At 70.5% G+C, this 24,686-nt stretch carries 22 protein-coding genes and 1 tRNA gene; 4 read left to right on the forward strand and 19 right to left on the reverse strand.

The window, feature by feature from the left end; genetic code table 11:
- Nucleotides 1-7: 7 nt before the first annotated feature.
- Nucleotides 8-595 carry a TetR/AcrR family transcriptional regulator gene (locus VA596_RS06840; RefSeq protein ID WP_323324465.1) on the reverse strand — a complete coding sequence of 196 codons (588 nt, stop codon included), beginning with the start codon at nt 593-595 and terminating at the stop codon, nt 8-10.
- Nucleotides 596-718: 123 nt separating this feature from the next.
- Here VA596_RS06840 and VA596_RS06845 point away from each other — a divergent pair, with 123 nt between their 5' ends.
- Nucleotides 719-1,174 carry a GreA/GreB family elongation factor gene (locus tag VA596_RS06845; protein WP_323324466.1) on the forward strand — a complete coding sequence of 152 codons (456 nt, stop codon included), beginning with the start codon at nt 719-721 and terminating at the stop codon, nt 1,172-1,174.
- 250 nt (nt 1,175-1,424) lie between these two features.
- Here VA596_RS06845 and VA596_RS06850 read toward each other — a convergent pair.
- Nucleotides 1,425-1,498: transfer RNA gene (locus tag VA596_RS06850), tRNA-Thr, on the reverse strand.
- Between the two features lie 133 nt (nt 1,499-1,631).
- Between VA596_RS06850 and VA596_RS06855 the strand changes: the two genes are divergently transcribed.
- On the forward strand, nt 1,632-3,293 hold the full coding sequence (locus VA596_RS06855; RefSeq protein ID WP_323324467.1) for a hypothetical protein: 1,662 nt from the start codon (nt 1,632-1,634) through the stop codon (nt 3,291-3,293).
- A gap of 67 nt (nt 3,294-3,360) precedes the next feature.
- On the opposite strand, the gene VA596_RS06860 is transcribed toward VA596_RS06855, so the two are convergent.
- From VA596_RS06860 to topA, 9 genes are all read right to left on the reverse strand, one after another.
- Entirely contained in the window at nt 3,361-3,696 is a 336-nt protein-coding gene (locus VA596_RS06860) for a hypothetical protein (protein ID WP_323324468.1), read from the reverse strand.
- 18 nt (nt 3,697-3,714) lie between these two features.
- Entirely contained in the window at nt 3,715-4,254 is a 540-nt protein-coding gene (locus VA596_RS06865; RefSeq protein ID WP_323324469.1) for a DUF6232 family protein, read from the reverse strand.
- Between the two features lie 83 nt (nt 4,255-4,337).
- The gene (locus VA596_RS06870; protein ID WP_323324470.1) at nt 4,338-5,543 is read right to left on the reverse strand and encodes a DNA polymerase III subunit delta'; all 1,206 of its coding nucleotides are present in this window, start codon (nt 5,541-5,543) and stop codon (nt 4,338-4,340) included.
- Nucleotides 5,540-7,672, reverse strand: coding sequence for a bifunctional MFS transporter/dTMP kinase (locus VA596_RS06875; RefSeq protein WP_323324471.1), 2,133 nt, complete (start codon nt 7,670-7,672; stop codon nt 5,540-5,542). Before VA596_RS06875 ends, VA596_RS06870 begins: the two co-directional genes overlap by 4 nt.
- Nucleotides 7,673-7,820: 148 nt before the next feature.
- Nucleotides 7,821-8,456, reverse strand: coding sequence for a hypothetical protein (locus VA596_RS06880; protein WP_323324472.1), 636 nt, complete (start codon nt 8,454-8,456; stop codon nt 7,821-7,823).
- Nucleotides 8,457-8,763: 307 nt separating this feature from the next.
- Entirely contained in the window at nt 8,764-9,555 is a 792-nt protein-coding gene (locus tag VA596_RS06885; protein ID WP_323324473.1) for a hypothetical protein, read from the reverse strand.
- The gene (locus VA596_RS06890) at nt 9,548-9,688 is read right to left on the reverse strand and encodes a hypothetical protein (protein WP_323324474.1); all 141 of its coding nucleotides are present in this window, start codon (nt 9,686-9,688) and stop codon (nt 9,548-9,550) included. The genes VA596_RS06885 and VA596_RS06890 overlap by 8 nt, the downstream gene beginning before the upstream one ends.
- Nucleotides 9,689-9,713: 25 nt before the next feature.
- Nucleotides 9,714-10,505, reverse strand: coding sequence for an ESX secretion-associated protein EspG (locus VA596_RS06895; RefSeq protein WP_323324475.1), 792 nt, complete (start codon nt 10,503-10,505; stop codon nt 9,714-9,716).
- A 156-nt stretch (nt 10,506-10,661) separates the two neighbouring features.
- On the reverse strand, nt 10,662-13,538 hold the full coding sequence (gene topA / locus VA596_RS06900; protein WP_323324476.1) for a type I DNA topoisomerase: 2,877 nt from the start codon (nt 13,536-13,538) through the stop codon (nt 10,662-10,664).
- 310 nt (nt 13,539-13,848) lie between these two features.
- Here topA and VA596_RS06905 point away from each other — a divergent pair, with 310 nt between their 5' ends.
- The gene (locus VA596_RS06905) at nt 13,849-14,655 is read left to right on the forward strand and encodes a S1 family peptidase (protein WP_323324477.1); all 807 of its coding nucleotides are present in this window, start codon (nt 13,849-13,851) and stop codon (nt 14,653-14,655) included.
- An 18-nt stretch (nt 14,656-14,673) separates the two neighbouring features.
- Here the strand turns inward: VA596_RS06905 and VA596_RS06910 are convergent, their stop codons facing one another.
- The 3 genes from VA596_RS06910 to VA596_RS06920 form a co-directional block, all read right to left on the reverse strand.
- The gene (locus VA596_RS06910; protein ID WP_323324478.1) at nt 14,674-15,324 is read right to left on the reverse strand and encodes a hypothetical protein; all 651 of its coding nucleotides are present in this window, start codon (nt 15,322-15,324) and stop codon (nt 14,674-14,676) included.
- A gap of 51 nt (nt 15,325-15,375) precedes the next feature.
- Nucleotides 15,376-15,966 (reverse strand): hypothetical protein, encoded by a 591-nt coding sequence (locus tag VA596_RS06915; protein ID WP_323324479.1) that lies wholly within the window; start codon nt 15,964-15,966, stop codon nt 15,376-15,378.
- A 156-nt stretch (nt 15,967-16,122) separates the two neighbouring features.
- Nucleotides 16,123-18,417, reverse strand: coding sequence for a sodium-translocating pyrophosphatase (locus VA596_RS06920; protein WP_323324480.1), 2,295 nt, complete (start codon nt 18,415-18,417; stop codon nt 16,123-16,125).
- A 347-nt stretch (nt 18,418-18,764) separates the two neighbouring features.
- Here VA596_RS06920 and VA596_RS06925 point away from each other — a divergent pair, with 347 nt between their 5' ends.
- A complete protein-coding gene (locus tag VA596_RS06925) occupies nt 18,765-21,590 on the forward strand; it encodes a DEAD/DEAH box helicase (RefSeq protein WP_323325691.1) in 2,826 nt (941 codons plus the stop codon).
- Nucleotides 21,591-21,674: 84 nt separating this feature from the next.
- Here the strand turns inward: VA596_RS06925 and VA596_RS06930 are convergent, their stop codons facing one another.
- The 5 genes from VA596_RS06930 to VA596_RS06950 all read right to left on the reverse strand — a co-directional run bounded on the left by VA596_RS06930 (nt 21,675) and on the right by VA596_RS06950 (nt 24,620).
- Complete coding sequence (locus VA596_RS06930; protein WP_323324481.1) at nt 21,675-22,292, reverse strand: bifunctional DNA primase/polymerase; 618 nt, start codon at nt 22,290-22,292, stop codon at nt 21,675-21,677.
- A gap of 535 nt (nt 22,293-22,827) precedes the next feature.
- On the reverse strand, nt 22,828-23,220 hold the full coding sequence (locus VA596_RS06935) for an Rv3654c family TadE-like protein (RefSeq protein WP_323325693.1): 393 nt from the start codon (nt 23,218-23,220) through the stop codon (nt 22,828-22,830).
- Between the two features lie 139 nt (nt 23,221-23,359).
- On the reverse strand, nt 23,360-23,719 hold the full coding sequence (locus VA596_RS06940; protein WP_323324482.1) for a TadE family type IV pilus minor pilin: 360 nt from the start codon (nt 23,717-23,719) through the stop codon (nt 23,360-23,362).
- The gene (locus VA596_RS06945; protein ID WP_323324483.1) at nt 23,716-23,871 is read right to left on the reverse strand and encodes a DUF4244 domain-containing protein; all 156 of its coding nucleotides are present in this window, start codon (nt 23,869-23,871) and stop codon (nt 23,716-23,718) included. The genes VA596_RS06940 and VA596_RS06945 overlap by 4 nt, the downstream gene beginning before the upstream one ends.
- 23 nt (nt 23,872-23,894) lie before the next feature.
- Entirely contained in the window at nt 23,895-24,620 is a 726-nt protein-coding gene (locus VA596_RS06950) for a type II secretion system F family protein (RefSeq protein ID WP_323324484.1), read from the reverse strand.
- Nucleotides 24,621-24,686 lie beyond the last annotated feature (66 nt).

The following is a 24,686-nucleotide window of genomic DNA, read 5'->3' on the forward strand; positions in this document are numbered from 1 at the left end:
GGCGTGCCTAGCCGTAGTTGGCGAAGCAGAGCGCCTCGATGTCGCCGCGCAGGGTGGCGAACGGGCGCGGCCGCACCCGCTGCTGGACGACCGTGCCGAGCAGGTACGACAGCAGCGCCCGGGCGCGCGCCCGGGGGTCGTCGACGTCCAGCGGCGCCAGCAGCTCGGCGAGCAGCTCGGTGAGCGACGTGAGCATCACGTCGATGGCCTGCGGGTGCTGCGCCCGGCCGGCCGCGATCCAGTACTCGAACCACAGGAACGCGGCGTTCGGGTTCGCGGCGAACACGCTCAGGTACTCCTCGACGACGGCGAACAGCCGTTCGCGAGGGTCGTCGTAGGCCGCGGCGACGTCGCGCAGGCCGGAGGCGAACGCGGTGATGTGCGCGGCCATCGCGCGGTCGATGAGGACGTCGATGTCGGCGAAGTAGTAGTGGATCGCGCTCTTGGTGAGCGGACCGGCGTCCGCGATGGCCCGGACGGTGCACCCCGCGAGCCCGTCGCGCGCCAGGACGACGCGGGCCGCCTCGACGATCTGCTCCTGCTTGGCCAGCTGGTTGGGAGAGAGCCGGTCACTGCGACCGGGGACTGCGCTCACGGTGATTCTCGTTACCTTCTTTCCGGACGTCAGCCCCGAATCCTAGGGCAGACGTCCTGTGAGGGGCCTTCGGGTGAAAAACCGGATTGGCCACCCCGGTCCGCGCAGCGGACAATGCGCGGCATGGTGATCTCAGGGGACAAGGGGCTCAGCCCGGCTGCGCGCAGCCAGCTGGAGAAGGAAATCGCGAACTTGCGCGCTCAACGGGAAGCTCTCGCGCCGCAACCCGGCGAGCAGGAGCGCACGGGCGACGCGGCGGACCAGGCGGACGTGATCGACCGCGCGGAGGCCGCGGCGCGGCTCGACCGCCAGATCGCCGACCTGGCCGCGAAGATGGAACACGGCGGCTACGGCAACGCCCAGCTCCCGGACGGCACAACGGTCACCCTCCGCTTCTCGGACGGCGACGAAGAGACGTTCCAGGTGGTGACCGTCCCGGGCGAAGACTCGGACGCGATCACGTCGGACAGCCCCCTGGGCCTGGCCCTGGTAGGCGCCAAGGCCGGCGACGCGATCACCTACCGCACCCCCCGAGGCGAAGCCAAGGCCACCGTCGTCAAGGTCACCCCGCCGAAGTAACCCCCTGCTCACCCGAAGGCCCCCGCCCACAAAGCGGGGGCCTTCGCCACCCACCCACCCCAAAACTTGACCCACCCGGGTGGTTCCCCAGAAAAATCTCGCCAAGCCGAACCCACCCACGAAGGCGACCACGGCAAGGGGGCCGGGGGCGAAGCCCTCCGGGCGGGGTGTGGGGCGAAGCCCCACAAGATGGGCGAGACAAGGAAAAAGGCCCACACCCTTGTGGGCATGAGCCTTCCAAACCTTGTCGAGCCGCCTAGGGGAATCGAACCCCTGACCTATTCATTACGAGTGAATCGCTCTGGCCGACTGAGCTAAGGCGGCATGTCTCCGGCTCGCGCTGGCGACGGGGACCAGTGTAGCGGAGGCTGTCAGCGTTACTTTCCCGGGGCACCGTCGTTAGGGCCCTATGACGTCGATCTCACACCACGGTCGACCTACCTGGAGGCACTGGCACATGCGGCGAAGACTGCCCCGTTCGGCGGCCCTGCCGGCGGCCGCGGCGTTGCTCCTGCTCAGCGCGGCGCCGGCGATGGCCGACCCGACCTATCCGACGACGCCGATTCCGCAGCCGGCGAGTTCCGGGCAGGCGCCCATCTCGGCGCCGATCGGGCCGCAGCCGCTGGGGCAGGCCGTCGGGGACGCCGGCACCGCGCTCGGGATCGTGCGCCTGCTGCCCAACTCCGTGCCGACGAGCACGATCCTGCCCGGGTTCGGGGACACCCTGCCGAAGCAGTCGGCGCTCGAGGCCGGGATGGGCCTGTCCAGCGCGTCCGCGAACTCCGACGCCTACCTCAGCTACGAGAAGGCGGTCGCGCAGGCGTCGCCGTTCGGGCTGTCGGTCGGCGGGAACGCGCCGCAGACGCCGGGCAGCGTTGTGCAGACCGCGCTGCCGGACAACCCGCAGCAGATCAGCGGTGGCCTGAACGCGCCGTCCAACCCGCTGCTGAACGTCGGGCTGCTGAACGGGACCGCGCACGCGCGCTGGAGCCCGACGCTCGGCCCGTGCGTCGACACCATCGCCGACGCCAGCACGTCCGTTGCCAGCCTGTCGCTGTTGAACGTCGTGCCGTCGCTGCCGAACCTCGGCCTCGACAAGCTGGCGCTCGACCCGTCGACGCTGGCGAAGGGCTTCGACCTGACCAAGGGCCTGCAGAGCCTCGGCGGCCTGCTGCAGGGCGGCGGCCAGACCGCGGCGAACGGCACCGGCGCGCTGCTGAGCCTGCCGAACACGCTCTCGTCGCGGTCGCAGGTGAAGCTCGTCGACATCCCCGGCTCGAAGAACAAGGCCGTGCAGTCGACGTCGACGGTGCAGGGCGCGGACATCGAGATCCTCAAGGGCACCCCGCTGGCGCTGAGCCTCAAGGTGGCCAGCCAGCCGACGCTGAAGGTGACCTCCACCGGCGACGCGAAGACGTCCAAAGTGGAGTACACCGCGCCAGTGCTGACCATCGAGGCCGGCGGCAAGGTGCTGTACACGCTCGACGCCGCGCACCCGACCAAGGACATCCCGATCGGGCTGCCGCTGGCCGGGCTGAGCGACCAGTTCGGGCAGCTCAACGACATCCCGGTGGTCGGCGGCCTGGTTTCGACGCTCACCAAGGGCGTCCAGCAGGTCGGCAACACCGCGGGCACCGTGCTCGACCTGGGCGTGCTGCGGCTGAGCATCGCCGGGCTCGACCAGAAGAGCGCCGCGATGACCACGCCGTTCAAGGGCTTCCAGCTCGGCGCGTCGGCGCGGATGTTCGACCTGCAGCTGCTGCCGACGACCAAGCTCAAGAGCCTGCTTCCGGCCGACCAGCAGAAGAACCTGCCGTCCTCGCTGGCCCAGCTGTCGCTCGGCGAGCAGATCGCGCGGGCCTACGCGCCGACCGACGGCGTCGTGTGCGGAACGACGGCGACGCCGCCTCCTGCGGGCGGCGAAGCGCCCAAGGGCCCGGTGAAGAACCTCGCCTACACCGGCGGCGCGTACGACACGGTGCCGCTGTTCTGGTCGGGCACCGCGATGTTGCTGCTGGGCGTGGTCATGGTGGCCGCGATGCCGGGCACGCGCCGTCGTCCGCTGGCCGTGGCGGTCGAGCAGAAGCCGTTCAAGCCGTCACCTCGCCCGCGCGAGTGACCGAGACCGCCCCGGGGCGGTGAGAGAACCCGCCAGGAGCTCCGGCTCCTGGCGGGTTTTTCGTGCGTCACACGCCGAGGGCGGTCATGACCTTGCGCACCGCTTCGGCGACCGGCGCGCCCACCTGGCCGACCATCAGCGCGACACCCGAGACGGCGCCGAGGGCACGACGCAGCTTGGCCGGCTCCGGCCGCGGCGCCTGGAGGGTGGCCAGCGACTCGTCGATCACCTGGCGGTCGGGATCGGACACCTGCGCGCGCAACGCCTGGACGGCTTCGAGCAGGTCCCGGAACGCCGCCTGCTGGTCGACTGGCCCGTGCTGCACGATCTTGCCGATGCCGGACCCGCTGACCTCGACCCGGTCACCGCCGTAGGAATCGCCGTAGTGGTAGGTACCGCTCATCGCCCGGTCCCCTCTCCGTCAATGCACGATCTTGCCGATGCCGGACCCGCTCACCTGGACCCGATCGCCGCCGTACTTGTCGCCGTTGTGGATGTTGTTGACCGTGTACCTGAACCGCGCGGCCGGATTGTTGATCGCCGCCATGATTTCCCGGACGATCCGGTCGACGATGGCTTCGTCGGTGGTGATCAACGCGGTGTGCGGATTGCCCGCCGTTTCGATCACCAACGCGAAAAGCGCCGGGCGCAGCAGGAGGTAGAGCAGCCGGAGCGCGCCGATCGCGATCAGCACCGCCATCACGACGAGCACGACGTCGCCCAGGCTCTTGTCCAGGTGCACTCCCTGGCTCCGCGCCGCACGCAACGCGACGGTGGCACCCAACCCGAGGACCAGCCACAGCAGCGCGAAACCCAGGAACCGGCCGAACGCGGCCCCGCGCCGGATCGTCAGCCGCACCACCCGCGCCCGCGCGATGTTGCGCAGCGGGTACGCCTCACCGCCCACCCAAAGGATCTGCTGGCTGACCTTGACCTCGATATCACCATTCCGGTGAGGCATTTTCCGGTCCTTCCGCGCGGAAACCGCAACGGATCCAGCGTCACCGGATCGCCTGGCCGGAACAATGTCCTTTCGGGCGGACCTCAGCCCTGGCGCAGGGTTGTGACCATCGCTTCGACGGCGATGCGGGGCTTCACGTTCAGGTCGATCGCCTCGCGGCATTCGAGCACCGCTTCCAGGCGGCGCAACGTCGACTCCGGGGTCCACGACGAGGCCGCTTCGGCGATCTGGTCGGCCTGGTCGGGGTGGTTGAGCGTCGCGCCGGAGCGGGTGGTCGTCACCAGGACGTCGCGGTAGAAGCCCAGGAGGTCGATCAGCGCGAGGTCGAGCGTGTCGCGCTGGGTGCGGGTGGCGCGGGACTTCTGCTTCTTCTCCAGCTGCTTCACCGCGGCTTCGGCGGCCCGCTTGGCGCCGGCGACGCCCTTGCCGATGCCGTCGCCGCCCATCGCGGTGCGCAGCTCGTTGCGCTCGTCCTCGTCGCGGCCCTTGCTCGCCTCGCCCGCGTCGGCCTCGGCCGCGCTGATCAGCTGGTCGGCGCACGTGAAGACGTCGCTGGGCCGGCGCAGGCCGAGTGGGATCCGCAGGACCGTGGCCCGCCGCTGGCGCGCGGCCTCGTCGGTGGCGAGCCGGCGCGCGCGGCCGACGTGGCCGCCGCACACCGACGCGGCCCACTGCGCCCGCTCCGGGTCGACGTGGTCACGGCGCACGAGCACGTCGGCGATCGCCTCCGCCGGCGGCGTCCGCAGCGTCACCAGGCGGCAGCGCGAGCGGATCGTCACGGAGACGTCGTCGGGGTGGTCCGAAGGCGCGCAGAGCAGGAACACCGTGCGGTCCGGCGGTTCCTCGACGGCCTTCAGCAGCGCGTTCGACGCGCCTTCGGTGAGCCTGTCCGCGTCCTCGATGATCACGACCTGCCAGCTGCCGGTGGTCGGACGGCGCGCCGCGGCCTGCACCAGCGCGCGCATCTCGGCGACCGAGATCGACAGGCCTTCCGGCACCACGAGCCGGACGTCGGCGTGGGTGCCCGCCATCGTCGTGTGGCAGCCGGCGCAGGCGTCACAACCCGTGCCGGTGCTGCACTGCAGGCCCGCGGCGAACGTCCGCGCGGCCACCGAGCGGCCGGACCCGGCCGGGCCGGTGATCAGCCAGGCGTGGGTCATCGCGCCGGGCGGCGCCGGTTCCCCGGCGACGATCTTCGCCGCGGCGGACGCGGCCGCCATCAGGGTTTCGACCGCGGCCTCCTGGCCGACCACGTGGTTCCAGACGCCGATGCGTTCGGTCGTCGTCACTTCGCCTCCACGCGAGACTCTTCCGACGTCTCGAGGGTTTCGACGGTCAGGGGGTCTTCGACGTCGAGCGGCAGCGTGACCGGCTTCTCGGTCGTCGGGGCCAGTGCGGACAGGCGGCCGACGAAGACGGCGCGCAGTGCGGTGCGGATCCGCTCGGCGACCTCGGTGTCGGTGCCGTCGGCGTCGATCACGACGTAGCGATCCGGGTCCGCCGCGGCCATTTCGACGAGCAGGTGCTGCACCCGCCACTGGTCGTTCATCGTGGCCGCCTTGTCGCGCGGCGCCCCGGGCGGAGCGGCGTCGAGCAGGACGGTCAGGTCCGGGCGCAGCCGTCCGGTCGCCCAGTCGGCGAGGCCTTCGAGCTCGCTGCTGTCGAGGCCCGCGACGGCGGACAGGTGCGCCAGCGGCGAGTCGACGAAGCGTTCCATCACGACCACCGAACCGGCGTCGAGCGCCGGCTGGACGTGCCGTTCGACGATGTCGGCCCGCACCGCGGCGGCGGCCAGCGCCTGGGCACGCGCACCGGTCAGCGACGCGCCGGAAACCAGCGCCGTCAGCCGCTTGTCGTCGAGCGCCGGGTCGGCCGCCACGACGACCGGCCGGGTCCCGCCGCGCATCCAGTCGGCGAGGTTGACGGCCTGGATCGCGGTGTTGATCGCGGTGGTGCCCTCGACGGCGATGAGGAAACCGTTGACGCGCCTCGGGGTGCGGCGCAGCGCGTTGCGCAGGTCGGACAGGATCGGCTCGGTGCGCTTGTCGTCCATCTGCCGGTAGGCGAAGAAGCCGGCGATCAACGCGATCGCCGCGCCGGCGAGCATGATCGGCCGGGTGCCGTCGATCGTGACCGGGCTGCCCCAGACGGTGATGGTGCGCGTCGCGACGACACCGACGATCAGCGGCACGGTGACCGTGGTGCCGAACAGGACGAGCTTCATCATCAGCTGGTAGATCGCGTTGATCCGGCCGCGGATGGCGTCTTCGACGCGGGAGCCGATGATCGTGACACCGGTGAGGAACGCCGTCCCGGCCCAGAACCCCACCAGGACCACGGTGATCAGCGAGACCGACAGGTGCGGCGACAACGCGACCAGCGCGAGCGAGAGCCCGGCCGCGATGATGGAGACGCCGAACAGCCGGTCGTGCGGGAGCCGCCGGGACAGCTTCGGCGCGAAGGCCATGCCGGAGGCGAGGCCGACGAACACGGCCAGCACCAGGAGGCTGAACGCCGAGTCACCGGCCAGCAGGCTGGAGGAGTACGGCTTGGCCGAGCCGATCACGGCGCCGCCGGCGGCGAACGCGCCGAACGCGCCGACCAGCAGCCCGCGCACGAGCGGCGTGGTGCGGATGAAGCGGAAGCCGTCGGCGATCATCGTGCCGATGCCGAGCTTCTCCTCGTCGGCCGCCTTGACCTTCTGCTCCGGCAGCGCGTGGACGTTGCGCAGCGAAAGCTCGGGGATCCGGGTGGCGATGAGGATCGCGCTGGCCAGGTAGAGCAGGGCGGTGATGACGACGACCAGCTTCGCGATGCGGAGGCTGGTGTCTTCGCCGGGAACGTGGAGGAAGTTCGTGTTGATGCCGGTGAGGATCGCGTTCGCGCCGGCCGCGGTGACGACGGCCAGGCCGTAGGTCATCACCATGCCGAGCTGGTTGGCCGTCTCTACCTGGTCGGGCCGGCGGAGCAGGTTCGGGACCGCGGCCTCTTTCGAGGGGATCCACATGCTCGCCGCGCTGCCGACCAGGAAGTTGCCGACCAGCAGCCACCACGGCGCGCTGACGAAGGCGATGGACAGCAGGAAGCCGCACCGCAGCAGGTCCGCCACGATCATGACCTTGCGGCGGTCGAACCGGTCCGCGAGCAGGCCGCCGACCGGGGCGAACAGCAGCCCCGGCGCCAGCCCGGTCAGCACGACGCCCACGAAGGCGAAGTTCTGCGCGAAGTAGTTGTTCGTCAGCTTCGTGGCCAGGCCGGTGAGGGCCAGGATGTTCAGCCAGTCGGCCACGCTGCACAGGTACGTGACGCCCCAGAGGCGCCGGAACGGTTTGATCGCCAGTACCCGCCGGACCCGGCTGATCGTGGACGCCTCGGCGCCCGACGACCCGCCCGGGCCGGCCCCGGGTACCGATCGCACGCCCTCGCTGATACGCCCACCCCACTAGTCACCGCGGTGCCGGGCACCCTCGTGAGTTAGCCCGACCGTGTAGCCAGGGTAGCCCGATCGGCCTCTGGCACGCGGACGACCCCGAGGTCCCAGTGGGGTGGGGATCAGCAGGAGAACGTCAGTCGAACAACCCCGTCACGCTGCTGACCAGGCTCGACACCATCTCGATGGCGACGAACCCGAACACGATCAGCAGCACCACCGCGAGTATCACGCCCGAAGCACTCGACGACGGACGTCCGATCGCCGGCATCGACATCGCCGGCATCTTCGGCAGCTTGCGCCGCTTGACGGGCACGACCTCGAGGTCTTCGTCGAAGTCGTCCTCCGCCGCCGGCGGTGCCTGCTGCTGCCGGACGGGCCGGAGCATCTGCGGTGCCCGCTTCGGCCAGGTCCGTTGCCGGTTGCGTTGCCGTGGCAGCACCCCGAGCGGCGGAGCCACGTCCTCGCCGAGCGTGCCCGTGGTGCCGGCGGGTGGGATCGCTCCCGGGGCCTGGGCCCCGGTCACGCCTTCTTCGCGGAGGGTCTCCTCCACCATCCGGCGTACGACCTCCTCGTCGTGCTGCACGGGCCCGGCGACCGAGATGGCGTCGGGCTCGTGGCCGTTCGGCATCGCGGTGCGGGGCTCGGGGTCCGTGGTGACCAGTCCGGAGACCGGATCCGCGAACATCTCGCCTGGTGCTTCGGACAGTGTGCCGTCGCGCTGAGTGAGCTCGGGGGCACTGAAGAAGGGAGCCTCACCGTTCGCGCTCATGGTGACCACCTCACTACTGAATGTCCTCGCCTTTCCAGGGTAGCGACCAAGGCGGATAACGCATCCGCCCAATGGCTCTGTCTCCAAAGGAGGGTTCGTCACGCAGCGCAAGCCCACGCCCGAACCCCCAGCAGTGTCCAGTCCGCCGAGGCTTCGGTCGACCGCCAATGGTGACAGATCGTAGTGAAGCCCGTCACAGTCACGGTCAGCGACCAGCTCAGGACTGGTCACACCCAGGGTGTCAAGATGGCCAGTTTCGCGCGTGGCGATCGAGCCCGGATGGAGCAATCGCCCCTCGGTCATCGGGTCAGGAAATCTCCTCCTGCCCCAGATCGATCATCTTCCGGCACCAGTCGCGGAGCATTTCGCGGCTGAACGGGCTCAGCACCAGCTGGCGCCGGCCGTCACCACGGTCCAGGGCCGCCAGCGCGAAGCGGCCCAGGTCCGTGTCGACCAGGACGAACCCGTGGTCGGGGAACTCGGCGCACAGCCCGCCGAACGCGAGCATGTCCAGCACCGCCGTGCCCGAGCGCGGACGGGCCAGGACCTCGCGCATCGCGCCGACGTCGTCGTCCTGGCCGTCGTGGACCAGGCCGTCGGCGTCCACCGAGACCCAGATCGCGCGGCGCGGGCTGCCGAACGGCACCTCCGGCAGCTCCGCCACCAGCATCTCCGGCAGCTCGTCGAAGTCGGCGAGGTGGATCGCGGTGCGGCCGGGCAGCGAGCCCATCATGAACGCCCGCTCGCCGTCGGCGTAGCACCGGATGTCCGCGGTCTCCGGCCCCTCGTCGAACACGCCGCACAGCGCCGCGCGCACCGAACCGCGCAGCATCAGCGACACGACCTCGAAGCCGACGTCGTTGAGCTCGCCGTCCTCGCCGAACGGCGTGCCGTCGATCCAGGCGGCCCACGCCACGTGCCGCTCGACCTCCTCGGCCAGGTCCGCCGGGTCGTCGGAGACCGGGCCGTGGACGAGGATGTCGTGGTCGCTGACGTCCGGGTTGTACAGCCGGTCGACCGGCTCGCGGTCCGGCATCGCCGCCAGCACCGGCCAGGCCGCCAGCTCCAGCAGCTCGCGCGCCGCCGTGCGCTCAGCCATGACGCCGCACCTCGCTCCGTCCGCGATGGTCCGCCGTTCCCGTGTCACGCGGCTCGACCGGCGCCGCGGCCGCGCCCCGCCACACCGGTACGCCGCTGTTCTCCTCGACGGCGGCGAGGATCGCGTCGCGCACCGTGAGATCCCTCCGCGCTGCCGGCTCAGGCATGGCTCTGCACCGCCTCGACGATCCACTGCTCGGCCGTGCTCCGCGACGCCGGTCCCCACGTGACGGTCCAGCGCCCGCTCCGCCCCACGGCCGCGCTGAACTGGTAGCGCCCGAGGTCGTTGTCCACCAGGCCGAACGCGCCGTGCGGGTACTCGGCCAGTATCGAGTTCCGCACCGCGAGGTCGACCAGCACCGTGCCCAGCCGCGGCCGCGCCGCGCACTCGCGGATCAGCTCGACGGCCTCCTCGCACCGGCGCGGGATCAGGCCGCCCTCGTCGGTCTCGATGCGCACCTCCCGGCCCGGCCCGGGTGGCCGGTCGGGCAGCCCGTCGAACACCCAGCCGGGCAGCTCGCTGAGGAACCCCGACCGCAGCCGCGCGCGGTTGCCCAGCTTGTGCAACACCGTGGTGTAGTCCTCGTCGCCGAAGAACCGGACCTCCCACGGCTCGCGCCGGGCCGGGAAGACGCCGGTGACGACGCCGCGGATGAAGCCGCCCCGCAACGCCCGGTACAGCCCGACGGCCTCCGCCGTGACCTCGCCGCCCGGGGCCAGGCCGATCGCGGCCATCCCGGCGACGAACCGGGTGTACTGCTCGACCTCGTCGGCCAGGCTCCGCGGCCGCTCGTCCGGACGCGAGAAGCGGGGCTCGGTGTCCGCCAGCACCGGCGGGATCTCGAACTCGGGGTCGTAGAACTCCATCACGGAGGGCCGCTCCGGGACCTCGGCCGAGAGCGGGGCGATGACCTCGTCGATGACGTCGAAGACGGCGACTGAGTTGTTCACCCCTCGATTGAACACCCTGGCACCGACAATTTCTCGCACATATGTTCGACTCCACCGGACGAGTCGCCGAACGGTCTTCGAGCGGTCCGAACGCCGTGAAGGCCTCCTTACCGGCCATAACAGCCGGTAAGGAGGCCTTCACGGACTTCCTGGGAGCTACTTGGCCTTCGTGGCCGTGGTGCGCTTGGGAGCGGTCTTCGTGGCCGCGGCCTTGGCGGTCTTGCTCGTTCCCGCCTTGACCGTCTTCGCCGTCGTTGACGCCGGCTTGCGTGCCGGCGCCTTGCGCTTCGGCGCCGGCCCCTTCGCCCGCTTCTCCGCCAGCAGCTCGGACGCCCGTTCGGCGGTGAGCTCGTCGATGTCGTCACCCTTGCGCAGGGTCGCGTTGTACTCGCCGTCGGTGACGTACGGGCCGAACCGGCCGTCCTTGACGACCATCGGCTTCTTCGACACCGGGTCCTCGCCGAGCTCCTTGAGCGGCGGCTTCGCGGTGGCGGAGCGGCTGCGCTGCTTCGGCTCGGCGTAGATCTTCAGCGCCTCTTCGACGGTGATCGAGAACAGCTGGTCCTCGGTCGTGAGCGACCGCGAGTCCGTGCCCTTCTTCAGGTACGGCCCGTAGCGCCCATTCTGCGCCGTGATCTCGTCGCCGGACTCCGGGTCCTTGCCGACCACGCGCGGCAGCGAAAGCAGCTTCAGCGCGTCTTCGAGGTTCACCGTCTCGATGTCCATCGACTTGAACAGCGAGCCCGTGCGCGGCTTCGGCTGCTTCGCCTTCGCGGCCTTCTTCTGCGCGGCCGTCGCGGTCTCGGGCAGCGGCTCGGGCTCCGGCAGGACCTCGGTGACGTACGGCCCGAAGCGGCCTTCCTTCGCGACGATCTCGTGCCCGCTCACCGGGTCGGCGCCCAGCGTGCGGCCCTCCTGCGGGGTCGCGAACAGCTTCTCCGCGATCTCCAGCGAGAGCTCGTCCGGCGGCAGGTCCTCGGGCAGGTTCGCGCGCTGCGAGTTCCCGTCGACCTCGCGCTCCAGGTACGGGCCGTAGCGGCCGACCCGGACGACGACGGTGTGCCCGTCGGAGTCGCTGAACAGCGGGATCGAGTTGATCTCCCGAGCGTCGATGTCCTCGACACTGCCTTCGACCAGCTTCTTCAGCCCGCCGAGGCGGCCGATCGAGCCGTCGACGCCCATGTCGCCGCCGAAGTAGAACTTCGACAGCCACTGGCCGCGCTGCTCGTCGCCGTTGGCGATGCGGTCGAGCTCGTCCTCCATGCCGGCGGTGAAGTCGTAGTCGACGAGCCGCTCGAAGTGCCGTTCCATCAGGCCGATCACGGCGAACGCGACCCACGACGGAACGAGCGCGGAGCCCTTCTTCCAGACGTAACCGCGGTCCTGGATGGTCTTGATGATCGACGCGTACGTCGACGGTCGGCCGATGCCCAGCTCTTCCAGCTTGCTGACCAGGCTCGGCTCCGAGTAGCGCGCCGGCGGCGACGTCGTGTGCCCGTCCGGGGACAGCTCGGTCGCGGTGAGGTCCTGGTCCTTCTCGAGCACCGGCAGGCGGCTCTGCTTGTCGTCGGCTTCGCCACCGGTCTCGGTGTCGACGGCCTCGACGTACGCCTTCAGGAAGCCTGCGAAGGTGATCGTGCGGCCCGAAGCGGCGAAGGTGCACTCCTCGCCCGACGTCGCGTTGCCGACGATGCGCACGGACATCGTGGTGCCCTTGGCGTCGGCCATCTGCGAGGCGATCGTGCGCTGCCAGATCATCTCGTAGAGGCGGTACTCGTCGGTGTCCAGCTCGCTCGCGACCTGGCCCGGCGTGCGGAAGACCTCGCCCGAGGGACGGATCGCCTCGTGCGCTTCCTGCGCGTTCTTGACCTTGCGGGTGTACTGGCGCGGCGACGGCGAGACGTACTCCTTGCCGTACAGCTGCGTGGCCTGGCTGCGCGCCGCCGAGATCGCCGACTCCGAGAGGGTCGTCGAGTCGGTACGCATATAAGTGATGTAACCGTTCTCGTACAGCTTCTGCGCGATCCGCATGGTGCGCTCCGAGGTGAACCGCATCTTGCGGCCCGCCTCCTGCTGCAGCGTCGAGGTCATGAACGGCGCGTACGGCTTCCGCGTGTACGGCTTCTCCTCGACGCTCGAGACCTTGAAGTCACGCTGCTTCAGCGCGTCGGCCAGGCGTCGCGCGTCGGCCTCGGCCAGCACGCGGATCTCGTTGTTCGACGCCTTGAGCTGCCCGTCCGAGCCGAAGTCGCGGCCGGTGGCCAGGCGGGCGCCGTCCACGGCGACCAGGCGGGCCGGGAAGTTCCGCGGTGACGCCTCTTCGCCGGCGTCCATCGTCGCGGAGATGTCCCAGTACGACGCCGAGGTGAAGCGCATCCGCTCGCGCTCCCGCTCGACCACGATCCGGGTCGCCACCGACTGCACGCGGCCCGCCGAAAGCTTCGGCATGACCTTCTTCCACAGCACCGGCGAGACCTCGTAGCCGTAGAGGCGGTCGAGGATGCGGCGGGTCTCCTGGGCGTCGACGAGGTCGGCGTCCAGCTCACGGGTCGAGTCGGCGGCCGCGAGGATCGCCTGCTCGGTGACCTCGTGGAAGACCATCCGGCGGACCGGGACCTTCGGCTTGAGCGTCTCGAGCAGGTGCCACGCGATGGCTTCGCCCTCGCGGTCGGGGTCCGTCGCGAGGTAGAGCTCGTCGACGTCCTTCAGCAGCCCCTTGAGCTCGGTGACCTTGGACTTCTTGTCCGGGGTGACCACGTAGAGGGCCTTGAAGTCGTTGTCGACGTCGACACCGAGCCGGGCCCACGACTCGCCCTTGTACTGGGCGGGGACGTCGGCGGCTCCACGCGGCAGGTCGCGGATGTGCCCGACGGAGGACTCGACGACGTAACCGCCGCCGAGGTAAGGGGCGATCTTGCGGGCCTTGGTCGGTGACTCGACGATAACGAGCCGCCGGTGCCCGGCGCCGTTGTCCGCCCCGGCTCCGTTCTTCTTGGTCCGTGCTCCTGCCACGCTGTCCTGCTCTCCGCTCATCTCGTCCCGCCGCCGCGGGACTGCACCACGTCCGAACCCCTGACGGGGGGTCCAAGCCCGCGTCTCGACCTGTCAGTGTGCACGCTCTCCCAGCCCGGACGGCGTGGAGGTGGCCCAACACGCCGCTGAGCCTGTGTCCACCGCATCGCCGCTGACCTCGGCGATGTTTCCTCTCTACACCGGGCACGTGATTTCGGCCACGTGCCGCGCAGCCTAGCGCGTGACCATCTGGATACCCTCCGTTCGACGGTGGTGGGCGCGGGGACGTGACCGCTTCACTGGATTCCCCGTCCAGCCGAAAGGATCCGCCATGACCCGACGCCTGCTCGGCGCCCTGTTCACCGCCGTGACCGCCACCGTATTACTGGGAGTCACTCCGGCGAACGCCGCCGCGGCGAACTTCGCCGGCACCGTGGCGCTGTCGAACTGCTCGGGCTCGGTGGTCAAGCCGGCCGCGACGCCGGACACCGCGCCCGCGATCGTCATGTCCAACGGCCACTGCCTCGAAAGCGGCTTCCCCGGCCCCGGGCAGGTGATCACCAACCAGGCGTCGAGCCGGACGTTCACGCTGCTCACCGCCAGCGGGAGCAACAAGGCCACGCTCCGGGCGAAGAAGATCATCTACGGCACGATGACCGACACCGACGTGTCGCTCTACCAGCTCACCACCACCTACGCGCAGATCAAGTCGAGCTACGGGATCTCGCCGCTGGAGCTGTCGAACGCGCACCCGGCCGCGGGCTCCGCGATCGACGTCGTCTCCGGTTATTGGAAGCGCGTCTACTCCTGCAACATCGACGGGTTCGTCTACCGCCTGAAGGAGGGCAGCTGGACCTGGAAGGACTCGATCCGCTACACCTCCGCCTGCCAGACCATCGGCGGCACCTCGGGCTCGCCGATCATCTCCGGCGGCAAGGTCGTCGGCGTCAACAACACCGGCAACGAGGACGGCCAGCGCTGCACGGAGAACAACCCGTGCGAGGTCGACCAGTCCGGCAACGTGACGGTGCACCACCTGACCAACTACGGCCAGGAGACCTACGGCATTCCGGCCTGCCTCACCGCGGCCAGCGAAATCGCGCTCACCCAGTCCGGCTGCACCCTGCCCCGGCCCTGACGCGGCAGCCGCACCCGGTCAGGCCGTGCTCGTCACGGCCTCCGGGTGCGGAGCCGCCTCCGGCGCCGCACCGGGCCACGCCCCTTCGGCGCCTCGCGGCGGCTCCCCGATCAGCTCCAGCAACGCCTCCAACCTGCGCTTCCCGGTGACCTTCACCGCCGGGACCTCGGCCTTCGGGCCGGTCAACTTCGCCATCACGCCCAACGGCGTCAGCGCCTCGACCAGCCGCTCGTGCATGCCGGGCGCCAGCGGGTCGACGCCGAGGAGGTACCCCTGCGTCCCGGGGCGGCCGCCGGCCAGCGCCCACATCCGCAGCACCGCGCCGCTGAGCCGGAAACCGTCCGGCACCGCCTTGCCCGAGTCGTCCTCCACCGGGCCGGCGCAGCCCTCACGCAGCCACCTGAGCGCCAGCGGCAGCAGGTCCACCCGGAACGACGTCCGCACCTGCGGGTTGCCGCAGTCGGCCCTGGAGACCTGGGCGTCCGCGCCGCGCTGCCGCAGCTCACGCGCCAGGACGTGCGCCCGCCACGGCTCCTCGACGACCACCGAAAGCCGCGCGGCGGTGCGCCCGAAACCGGTGATCTGGCCGTGGCAGCACAACAGCCCGGCCAGGTCGCCCAGGCCGGGCCCGCTGGCCTCCGCGGAGAAGAGCGAGATCGTCCGATCCACCGCGCCATACTAGAACACAAGTTCGATTCGTGGCGAGGGTCACCGGATCTTTCAGCGTGGCGGCTCGTCGAGCTGACCGCAGCTGGGCGCCCGCTGCCGGGCCGCCTCCAGGGCGGGCACGTTCTCGAGGCCCCTGAGGTAGTCCAGGGCGTCGAGGCGGTCCAGCGTGGCGCGGGCCTCGCCGAGAGCCGCCTTGGACGCCTGCGCGTCACCCTGGACGGCGGCGATGCGCCGGCGTGCGTTCTCGGCCTGCGTGCGGATCTCGGTGAACTGCCCGATGACGTCCGCGCGGCCGGCGTCCGCGGCGGGTACCGGCGGCGCGCCGAGCGCGTTCAGGCCGGCGAGGCTCCGGTCGAGCCCGCTCACCACCGAGGCCAGGAGGTCGCCCGTCGTCCGGGACGCCTGCTGCGGCGTGCTCGGATCGACGGCCGGGAGCGAGGCCAGCGCGTGGACCAGGTCACCCACCGCGCCGCAGTAGCCGTCCGCCCACCTCGCCGCGGGATCGGCCTGCGGCACCACGGTCGTCACCGGCAGACCCTGGTCCCGCGCCGGCGACTGCGTGGCGGCCTGCTGGCCGCAGCCGGCGAGGCCGATGGTGATCGTCGTGGTCAGAGCGGCTAAGACGGTTGACCGCGGCCGCACCTGCACACCTCCTGCTCGACGACGTCCCCCGAGAGCCCGACGGTACCGACTCGGTGCCGCTTCGCAAGTCGCCGGGCCAGTGTGGGAAGTGCTGACACACCCCGGGCCCGGCACGCGACGCTGCGTGCCGGGCCCGGGAAGCGGGTACTGCGTGTGTCAGGCCGTGATCTCGGTCGGGGTGTCCGTGAGGACGGTTCCCCGGCGCTTCGACACCACGATCGCCGCGACGATCACGGCGAGCGCGACCAGCGAGATGATGATGCGCACGGCGGTGTTCTGGTCCGGGCCGATCGAGAACTGCACGACGGCGGGCGCGATCAGCACGGAGACCAGGTTCATCACCTTGATCAGCGGGTTGATCGCCGGGCCGGCGGTGTCCTTGAACGGGTCACCCACGGTGTCACCGATGATGGTGGCCTCGTGCGCGGACGAACCCTTGCCGCCGTGGTTGCCGTCTTCGACCAGCTTCTTCGCGTTGTCCCACGCGCCACCGGAGTTGGCGAGGAAGATCGCCATCAGGGTGCCGCAGGCGATCGCGCCGGCCAGGTAGCCGGCGAGCGCGCCGGTGCCCAGGCCGAAACCGACCGCGATCGGGGCGAAGACCGCCAGCAGACCCGGCGTCGTCAGCTCACGCAGCGAGTCGCGCGTGACGATGTCGACGACCTTGCCGTACTCGGGACGGGTGGTGCCCTCCATGATCCCGGGGATGTCGCGGAACTGGCGACGGACCTCGTAGACCACCGCGCCGGCAGCGCGGGAGACCGCGTTGACGGCGAGACCGGAGAACATGAACACCACGGCCGCGCCGACGATGACGCCGACGAGGGTGTTCGGGCTGACGATCGTGTTGACGAACGAGTTGGCCCCGGAAATGCCGTCGGCGATCCCGGACCCCATGCCCGCCAGCGTCTTCGAGATCGCGTCGGAGTAGGAGCCGAACAGCGCCGTCGCCGCGAGCACCGCCGTGGCGATCGCGATGCCCTTGGTGATGGCCTTGGTCGTGTTGCCGACCGCGTCCAGCTCCGTGAGGATCTGCGCCGCCTTCTCGTCGACGTCGCCCGACATCTCGGCGATGCCCTGCGCGTTGTCCGAGACCGGACCGAAGGTGTCCATCGCGACGATGACGCCGACGGTGGTCAGCAGGCCGGTACCGGCGAGCGCCACGGCGAACAGCGCGACGCCGCCGCCCAGCAGGTACGCGCCGAACACGGCCGCGCCGATCACCAGCGCGGTGTACACAGCGGACTCGAAACCGACCGAGATGCCGGAGAGGATGACGGTCGCGCCGCCGGTCTCCGACGTCTGCGCGACGTCCTTGACCGGCTTGTACTCGGTGCCGGTGTAGTAACCGGTCAGCTTCAGGATGACCGCGGCGAGCACGATGCCGATGATCACCGCGATGGTCGCGATGACCGCCGGGTTGCCCGAGTTTTCGAAGCCGGCGCCGAAGTCCGAGAAGCTGCTCGGCAGGTAGACGAACGCCGCGATCGCCGACAGCACCGCGGAAATGACCGCGGAGATGTAGAAGGAGCGGTTGATCGTGACGAGGCCACCCTCGCCGACGCGCGCCTTCGTGATGTAGACACCGATCACCGCGGTGATCACGCCGATGGCCGGCACGATCAGCGGGAAGATCAGGCCGTGCACGCCGAAGGCGGTGCTGCCCAGGATCAGGGCGGCGACGAGCATCACGGCGTAGGACTCGAAGAGGTCCGCGGCCATGCCGGCGCAGTCACCCACGTTGTCACCGACGTTGTCCGCGATGGTCGCGGCGTTGCGCGGGTCGTCCTCCGGGATGCCCTGTTCGACCTTGCCGACGAGGTCGGCGCCGACGTCGGCGGCCTTGGTGAAGATACCGCCGCCGACACGCATGAACATGGCGATCAGCGCAGCGCCGAAACCGAAGCCTTCGAGCACCTTCGGGGCCTGGCCGGTGTACACCAGCACGACGACCGCGGCACCGAAGAGGCCGAGGCCGACGGTGATCATGCCGACCACACCACCGGTGCGGAAGGCCACGCGCATGGCGGTCTCGCGGCCGCCTTCCTCACGCGACGCGGCGGCCACGCGCAGGTTCGCCTGCGTCGCCAGCCACATGCCGAGGTAACCGATCGCGAACGAGAAAGCCGCGCCGACCAGGAAGAAGATCGAGCGGCCGATCTTCTCGTTCCAGTCGTCGGCGGGGAGTGCGAAAAGCAGGAGGAACACGATCGCGCCGAAAATGGCGAGAGTGTTCCGCTGCCGCTTCAGATATGCGGCCGCACCTTCCTGCACCGCCTTGGCGATGTCCTGCATCTTGGCGGTGCCCTGGCCCGCGGCCAGCACCTCCTTGAGCAAGACGTAGCCGATGACGAGTGCGGCAAGCGCGACCACGGCGACTACACCGACAATCGTGTAGCCACCTCCGGAGAGCGTGATGTTGCCGCCCTCCGCGAGGAACTGCCGTGCCATTCGTCCTCCAGGAGACGTCGACATGCGCCAGCGTCGACGAGCCGAGGGTTCGACACGGCCTACGCTGGCATGGACCCTGTACCGAGCGACACGCTAGCCGGGCAGCAATGCACGTCTCACATGACGCTCACCACAGAGGGTGTGGATTGCGGGAGTGTATTGGTACTGCAACCAGGCCCGACAAGCCGTCCCGGGGACGGTACAATCCGTTACCTTGTGAGCCTCCTCACTTGATCGATCACTCTGCTGCTGATCCGTTGGCCCTGCTGGGATGCGCCGGAACTGTCGGACCCCTGTGCCAAGCTCGGCGAGTGGACGAATCACGTGGGCGGCGGCTGCTGGGGCGGGTGACCGCGGGCATCCCGGCGCGCGAAGACCCGATCACGCACGTCGCGGACCTGCCGGGCCGGGCGGCGCGGTGCGTGCCGTGGCCGTCGTGGGCCGATCCGGCGGTCGTGAACGCGCTGAGTGACTGCGGCGTGCCGGCGCCGTGGGAGCACCAGGCCGAGGCGGCCTCGCACGCGTACGAGGGCCGGCACGTCGTGGTTTCGACCGGCACGGCGTCCGGTAAGTCGCTGGCTTACCAGCTGCCGGTGCTGTCGCGGCTCGCCGCGGGCGAGAAGTCGACGGCGCTGTACCTCTCGCCGACCAAGGCGCTGGGCGCGGACCAGCTGCGGTCGGTGTCCTCTTTGGACGTGCCGGGCGTCCGGGCGGCGTCCTTCGACGGGGACACGCCGATGGTGGAGCGCGACTGGGTGCGCGCGCACGCGAACTGGGTCTTCACCAACCCGGACATGCTGCACCGCGGGATCCTCTCGGCGCACGGGCGGTGGGCGCCGTTCTTCCGGCGGCTCGGCTGCGTGGTCGTCGACGAGTGCCACAGTTATCGCGGGGTCTTCGGGTCGCACGTGGCCCTGCTGCTTCGCCGGCTCCGGCGGGTGGCCGAGCACTACGGCGCTTCACCGGTGTTCGTGCTCGCGTCGGCGACCACGGCTTCGCCGGCTTCGTTCGCTTCGCGGCTCACCGGGGTTCCGTGTGTCGCGGTCACCGATGACGCGTCGCCGCGCGGCGCGCGGACGGTCGCGTTGTGGGAGCCGCCGCTGCTCGAAGAACTGACCGGTGAGAACGGCGCGCCGGTCCGGCGGTCGGCCGGTGCGGAGGCGTCACGGATCCTCGCCGACTTGGTCGTCGAGGGCGCGCGGTCGCTGGCCTTCATCCGCTCGCGCCGGGGCGCGGAGCTGGCCGCGCTGGGTGCCCGTCGAATACTGTCCGAAGTGGACCCCAGGTTGTCGGTAGCCGTTGCGGCGTATAGGTCTGGTTACCTGCCGGAGGAGCGTCGAGCCCTTGAGGCGGCGCTGCTGTCGGGGCGGCTGCTGGGCGTCGCGACGACCAACGCGCTCGAGCTGGGCGTCGACATCGCGGGCCTGGATGCGGTGGTGCTGGCCGGCTACCCGGGCACCCTCGCGTCGTTCTGGCAGCAGGCCGGCCGCGCGGGCCGTTCAGGCGACTCGGCACTGGTGGTTTTCGTGGCGCGGGACGACCCGCTCGACACCTATCTGGTCCACCACCCGGCGGCGCTGCTCGACCGGCCGGTGGAGACGGCGGTCCTCGACCCGGCGAACCCGTACGTGCTGGTGCCGCAGCTCGCGTGCGCCGTGGCCGAGCTGCCCCTGACCGTCCCCGAGCTGGAGATGTTCGGCGGCAACGCGGCCCTGGACGTACTGGCCGAACTGGCCGACCAGAAGCTGCTGCGGCGCCGCTCGAGCGGCTGGTACTGGACGTCCCACGACCGCCCGCACGCCGACGTCGGCATCCGCGGCACCGGCGGCGACCAGATAGCGGTGGTGGAGTCCGACTCCGGCCGGATGCTGGGAACGGTCGACCCGGGCTCGGCGTGCTTCGCCGTCCACCCCGGCGCGGTCTACCTGCACCAGGGGTCGTCGTACGTCGTCGACGAGCTGGACCTGGAGACCGGGCTGGCGATGGTCCACGCGGAAAACCCGGACTGGACGACAACACCACGCGAGATCGTCGACATCTCGGTGCTGAGCACGTTGGAGAAGCAGGACTTCGGCGGAGTAACGGTCTGCCTGGGCGAGGTAGCGGTGACATCCCAGGTAGTCGGCTACCTGCGGCGACGTCCGTCGGGTGAGGTGCTGGACTCGACGCCGCTCGACCTGCCGGAACAGAGCCTGCACACGAGAGCGGTCTGGTACACGATCTCGTCGGAACTGCTGGGAACGGCCGCGGTACGCGCTGGGTCGAGCGGTTTTGTGCGCTCAGCTGGGGCGAGGGTTTCTTCGAGTTCCGCGGATCTGGAGCTGGCTGGTTCGAGCGATTCCGCGGCTCTGGCTGGTTCTAGCGGTATCGCGAGTGCCGCAGTTCCGGCTGGTCTGAGCGATACCGCAAGTTTCGCGGATCCGAAGGCGGCCGGTCCTGTGGCTCCGGATCGGGCTGCTCCGAGTGGTTCCCCGAGCCCAACTTCGGCTGGGCCGAGTGATTTCACGGGTCCGGGACCGGCAAGTTCGGGCCGTTCCGCGAGTCTCGCGGATTCGGCTGCTCCGGGCCGTTCCGCAGAACCGGCTGGTTCGAGCCGTTCCGCAAGTTCCGCAGATCCGGCTGGGCCGGGCGATTCCGCGAGTTCCGTGGATTCGGGTTCAGCCGATGGCGAGGCAGGGACCGGGGGCCATCGGGTGGGGACCGAATCTGCGGGGCCGGTGGGGACCGGGAAGGAAACCCTGGCGAACGGTCGGGGGCCCGTTCACGAGGGTGGCAGGACACCGGGGGGTGCCGGATTGATTCCGGCACGGGTCCCCGGTGCCCTGCATGCCGCCGAGCACGCGGCGATCGGCCTGCTACCGCTGTTTGCTACGTGCGACCGATGGGACATCGGCGGGGTGAGTACCGCGTGGCACGAAGACACCGGGGAGGCAACGGTGTTCGTGCACGACGGCCATCCCGGGGGTGCGGGATTTGCCGAGCGCGGTTATGCCGCGATTGTCCCGTGGCTGGTCGCAACGCGGGAGGCGATCGTCTCCTGCGAGTGCCCGACGGGATGCCCGTCCTGCGTTCAGTCGCCGAAGTGCGGGAACGGCAACGAACCGCTGGACAAGGCAGGGGCGGTGGCAGTTCTGGGAACCGTGCTCGGGGCGTTGCGTCAACACGGCACCTAGAACGGCCACACATGTGGTCCATGGAGTTGTGTCCTGCTCCGCCTCGACCGGGCTGGGACCGGCCGGGGGCGGTGGTTCGGTGGTTCAGGCCGCGGTGGTTTGGACCAGCAGCGCGGCGTCGGCGCCGGCCAGCGCACGGACGAGCACGTCCTGCACCTCGGCGGCGTCCGGCAGGTGCCAGCCGCAGACCTCGGGCTTGACGCGCCAGTGCACGACACCGTGCTGGAACGGCGAAGGCGGCAGCGGGATCCAGCTGTCCTTGCCGTGCCACTGGATCGTGGCGCGGGAGGCGAGCTCGGCCGGCACGTGGTCGGCGACAGTGGTGAGGAAGAGCCAGCGGCCGTTCGGCAGCGCGATGATGGGGGCGGGGTGGCCCAGGGCGCGGAGCAGGCGGCAGGCGCGCTTGCCGAGTTCGTCGTCGACCTCGATGGCGTCGAGCACGGTGCCGGTGGCGACGAGCAGGCTGTGCGTGCGGTCGGAGAACCAGGTGGCGACCTCGTGGGCGTGGGTGCCGATCTGCTCGCGCCAGTTGTCACTGGCCGGGACGGGACGGCGCCAGGTGAGGTCGTCGCCGTCGGTCAGCGGCGCGGGGTTGACGCCCGGCAGCACCGGCCAGCCACGCCAGGCGAGACCGATCGCCTCCGCCCGCAGTTCGATGCGGAAGGCGCCGCGCCAGCTGTCCGGCCAATTCGCGTCCAACATGTCTTTCCTGCCTGTGAGGTCTGGTTCGTTGCGACCCCTGGAGACCTGCCGTGGTGTCGCACGTCTCACTTAACGGCAAGTTGCACATTGCCCGGAACCCCCACGCGACAACCGGTGGTTACTGGGCGATGAACGCCTCGTAGTCCCTACCGCTGGACCGAACCCAGCGGTACGCGATGCACGGTGAACGGCAGGGAAACAGGGACCGTTCGTCGTGCGATTCCCGTCCTCACCAGCCCGCCGACGGCCCTCGATGCCGCCCGGACGGCGTTCATCAGCCCAGGTGGGACGCGGTTTTGACCGCTCACCGTGCACCGATGACCGCTGCGCGTGACCAACAGCCGCTCATCGCGCAGCCGCCGGAAGCAGCCGGTCACCCCCGCATACCGACCGGTCGGCGTCCGCCGGTCGACCGCACCGGCAGATCAGCTCAGACCGCGGCGAGCGGTGGCTCGGGGTGGCGAGATATTGATGTACCCCGCGGCCGCGTTGGTGAACCGTCGTTCGCTGAGAACGGGCTGGGCGTCGCAGCCGGTCACGGTTGGCCGGCCGGACCAGCCCGGGCGTGGGCGGACGGACCGGGCAGTCCGGCGAACCCCGAACTCGGCGCTTCGACCTCGACCAGGGCATCCAGCCGTTGCCATCGGCAGGTCAGAAGCGTGACCCCCATCCGCTCGGCCACCCATCGAGCACGGTCACAGGCCTGGTCCGGTCCCTCTGAGGCGTGGGAGGCCGCGGCGAGCGCACCCAAATCGGCGGCCGATTCGACGTGATGCCGCGCAATGACCAGGCCCCCGAGCCAGAACCCGAGCACGGCGACGCCGGTCACCGCCGCGACGGCCATCGCGGTCCAGATGGTCGCCGCACCGCTGTCCGTTGCCAGCCGCCCTTCGCCTTGTACCCGGGCGGTCGGCGCCGTGCAGATGATCGCCCCTCCGCTACTCGCCGCCGGGCGCTGCTTGCGTTGCGCCCGGGCAGTCGCCGCTCTGGTGTTCGTCGTCGGCCGCCCTTTCTCGTGTGGCTGGGTAGTTGGCGTATCTGCGCGAGGACGGTGGGCCTCTTGCGCGTCAACCTGGGGCATCGGCTGCCTCGGTGCCTGGCTCGGCCAGTGCGTAGGCCGTTGCCCTCGGGTTGATTGCCGGGAGGAGGCAGTCGGCTGGGTTGGCTGCCACGCTTACCGTGATTTCGCCGTCCGAGTGCTGGACCTCCAACGTTGCGCCCGGTGGGGCGATCTGGTGGACCGCCGCCTCGGCCTCGTGTGGCTGGCCTCTGGCCACCAGGCGTGCCGCCTCGCGGGCTGCGTCTGTGCAGCTCAGCTGGGCCATCAAGGACGTCAGCGCGGCCAGCAGCAACACTGTCACCACCGTGAGCCCGGCCAGGCCCAGTGCCGCCTCGACGGTGACCGAGCCGTCGTCGCGGCGGGTCATGATGGGACCGACAGGGCCTTCATGACCAGGTTCGTCAGCCATGAGACGACCGAGTCGCCGGTCAGCAGGGTGTAGAGGACGGCCGCGAAGGCTGCTACCGCGACCGTGACGATCGCGTATTCGACCGTCGTGGAGCCGTCGTCGTCGCGCATGGGGTTCCTTTCGATGGGTGTGGTCAGAAGAGCGGGCCGAGACGTCCGGCCAGGCCGAGGACGACCGGCAGTACGCCGAGGCAGAAGAAGGCGGGCAGGAAGCACAGGCCGACTGGCAGGGCTAGTGCCACTCCCGCCCGTTCGGCACGTTCCTCGGCCTCCGTCGCCAGTTGCTCTCGGAGCCGCTCGGCGAGGTCGCCGGCGGCCATGGCGAACGCGGCGCCCGAGCGGGACGTCCGGATCGCGGCGACCGCCAGCTCGCCGAGGCCGGGAAGGTCCTGCACCGGTGCCCAGGCGTCGCCGGGGTCCGAACCGAGGGCCAGCAGCGCCGCTGCCGAGCGCAGCGCCGCAGCCACCTCGACTGGTGCGGCGCCGGACACGGCGTCAAGTGCTGTCGGTACCGGGAGTCCCGCTCGCAGGCAGGCGGCCAGGAGGTCGAGCATCCCCGCCAGCCGGAGCCTGGTGGTGATGTCGGCCGCCGGTGCTCGTGGCCGACGGGAACGGCGGATCACCCACCACCCGGCGGCTGTCACGAGCGCGCCGACGACGGTCCCGGTCACGCCGCCGATCAGTACGGCCAGCGAGACGCCGCCCAGTGTCGCCGCGACGTGCGGCACCGCGCTTGGCCGGGTGCGCGCCGGCGGGGGTGGCCGGCTTGCCTTCAGCCAGGCGAACCGCCGTGCCGCGGTGGCGTCGCCCGGCCAGACGAGTACGGCGCAGGCGAACAGCAGTAGCGCGGGCGCGGTCATCGGAGTCTCACCCGTCCGGTCAGGGCGCGGCACCACGCGGTTCCCGCCCAGACGAGGACAGCGCAG

The organism is Amycolatopsis heterodermiae, assembly GCF_034929455.1.
Taxonomy (GTDB): Bacteria; Actinomycetota; Actinomycetes; order Mycobacteriales; family Pseudonocardiaceae; genus Amycolatopsis; species Amycolatopsis heterodermiae.

Coding starts and splice junctions, on each gene's coding strand:
- VA596_RS06930 (WP_323324481.1), bottom strand. CDS start 22,292: ATGTTGGACGCGAATTGGCCGGACAGCTGGCGCGGCGCCTTCCGCATC.
- VA596_RS06945 (WP_323324483.1), bottom strand. CDS start 23,871: ATGCGCGACGACGACGGCTCCACGACGGTCGAATACGCGATCGTCACG.
- VA596_RS06855 (WP_323324467.1), top strand. CDS start 1,632: ATGCGGCGAAGACTGCCCCGTTCGGCGGCCCTGCCGGCGGCCGCGGCG.
- VA596_RS06905 (WP_323324477.1), top strand. CDS start 13,849: ATGACCCGACGCCTGCTCGGCGCCCTGTTCACCGCCGTGACCGCCACC.
- VA596_RS06920 (WP_323324480.1), bottom strand. CDS start 18,417: ATGGCACGGCAGTTCCTCGCGGAGGGCGGCAACATCACGCTCTCCGGA.
- VA596_RS06860 (WP_323324468.1), bottom strand. CDS start 3,696: ATGAGCGGTACCTACCACTACGGCGATTCCTACGGCGGTGACCGGGTC.
- VA596_RS06880 (WP_323324472.1), bottom strand. CDS start 8,456: ATGAGCGCGAACGGTGAGGCTCCCTTCTTCAGTGCCCCCGAGCTCACT.
- topA (WP_323324476.1), bottom strand. CDS start 13,538: ATGAGCGGAGAGCAGGACAGCGTGGCAGGAGCACGGACCAAGAAGAAC.
- VA596_RS06845 (WP_323324466.1), top strand. CDS start 719: ATGGTGATCTCAGGGGACAAGGGGCTCAGCCCGGCTGCGCGCAGCCAG.
- VA596_RS06950 (WP_323324484.1), bottom strand. CDS start 24,620: ATGACCGCGCCCGCGCTACTGCTGTTCGCCTGCGCCGTACTCGTCTGG.
- VA596_RS06940 (WP_323324482.1), bottom strand. CDS start 23,719: ATGACCCGCCGCGACGACGGCTCGGTCACCGTCGAGGCGGCACTGGGC.
- VA596_RS06865 (WP_323324469.1), bottom strand. CDS start 4,254: ATGCCTCACCGGAATGGTGATATCGAGGTCAAGGTCAGCCAGCAGATC.
- VA596_RS06885 (WP_323324473.1), bottom strand. CDS start 9,555: ATGGCTGAGCGCACGGCGGCGCGCGAGCTGCTGGAGCTGGCGGCCTGG.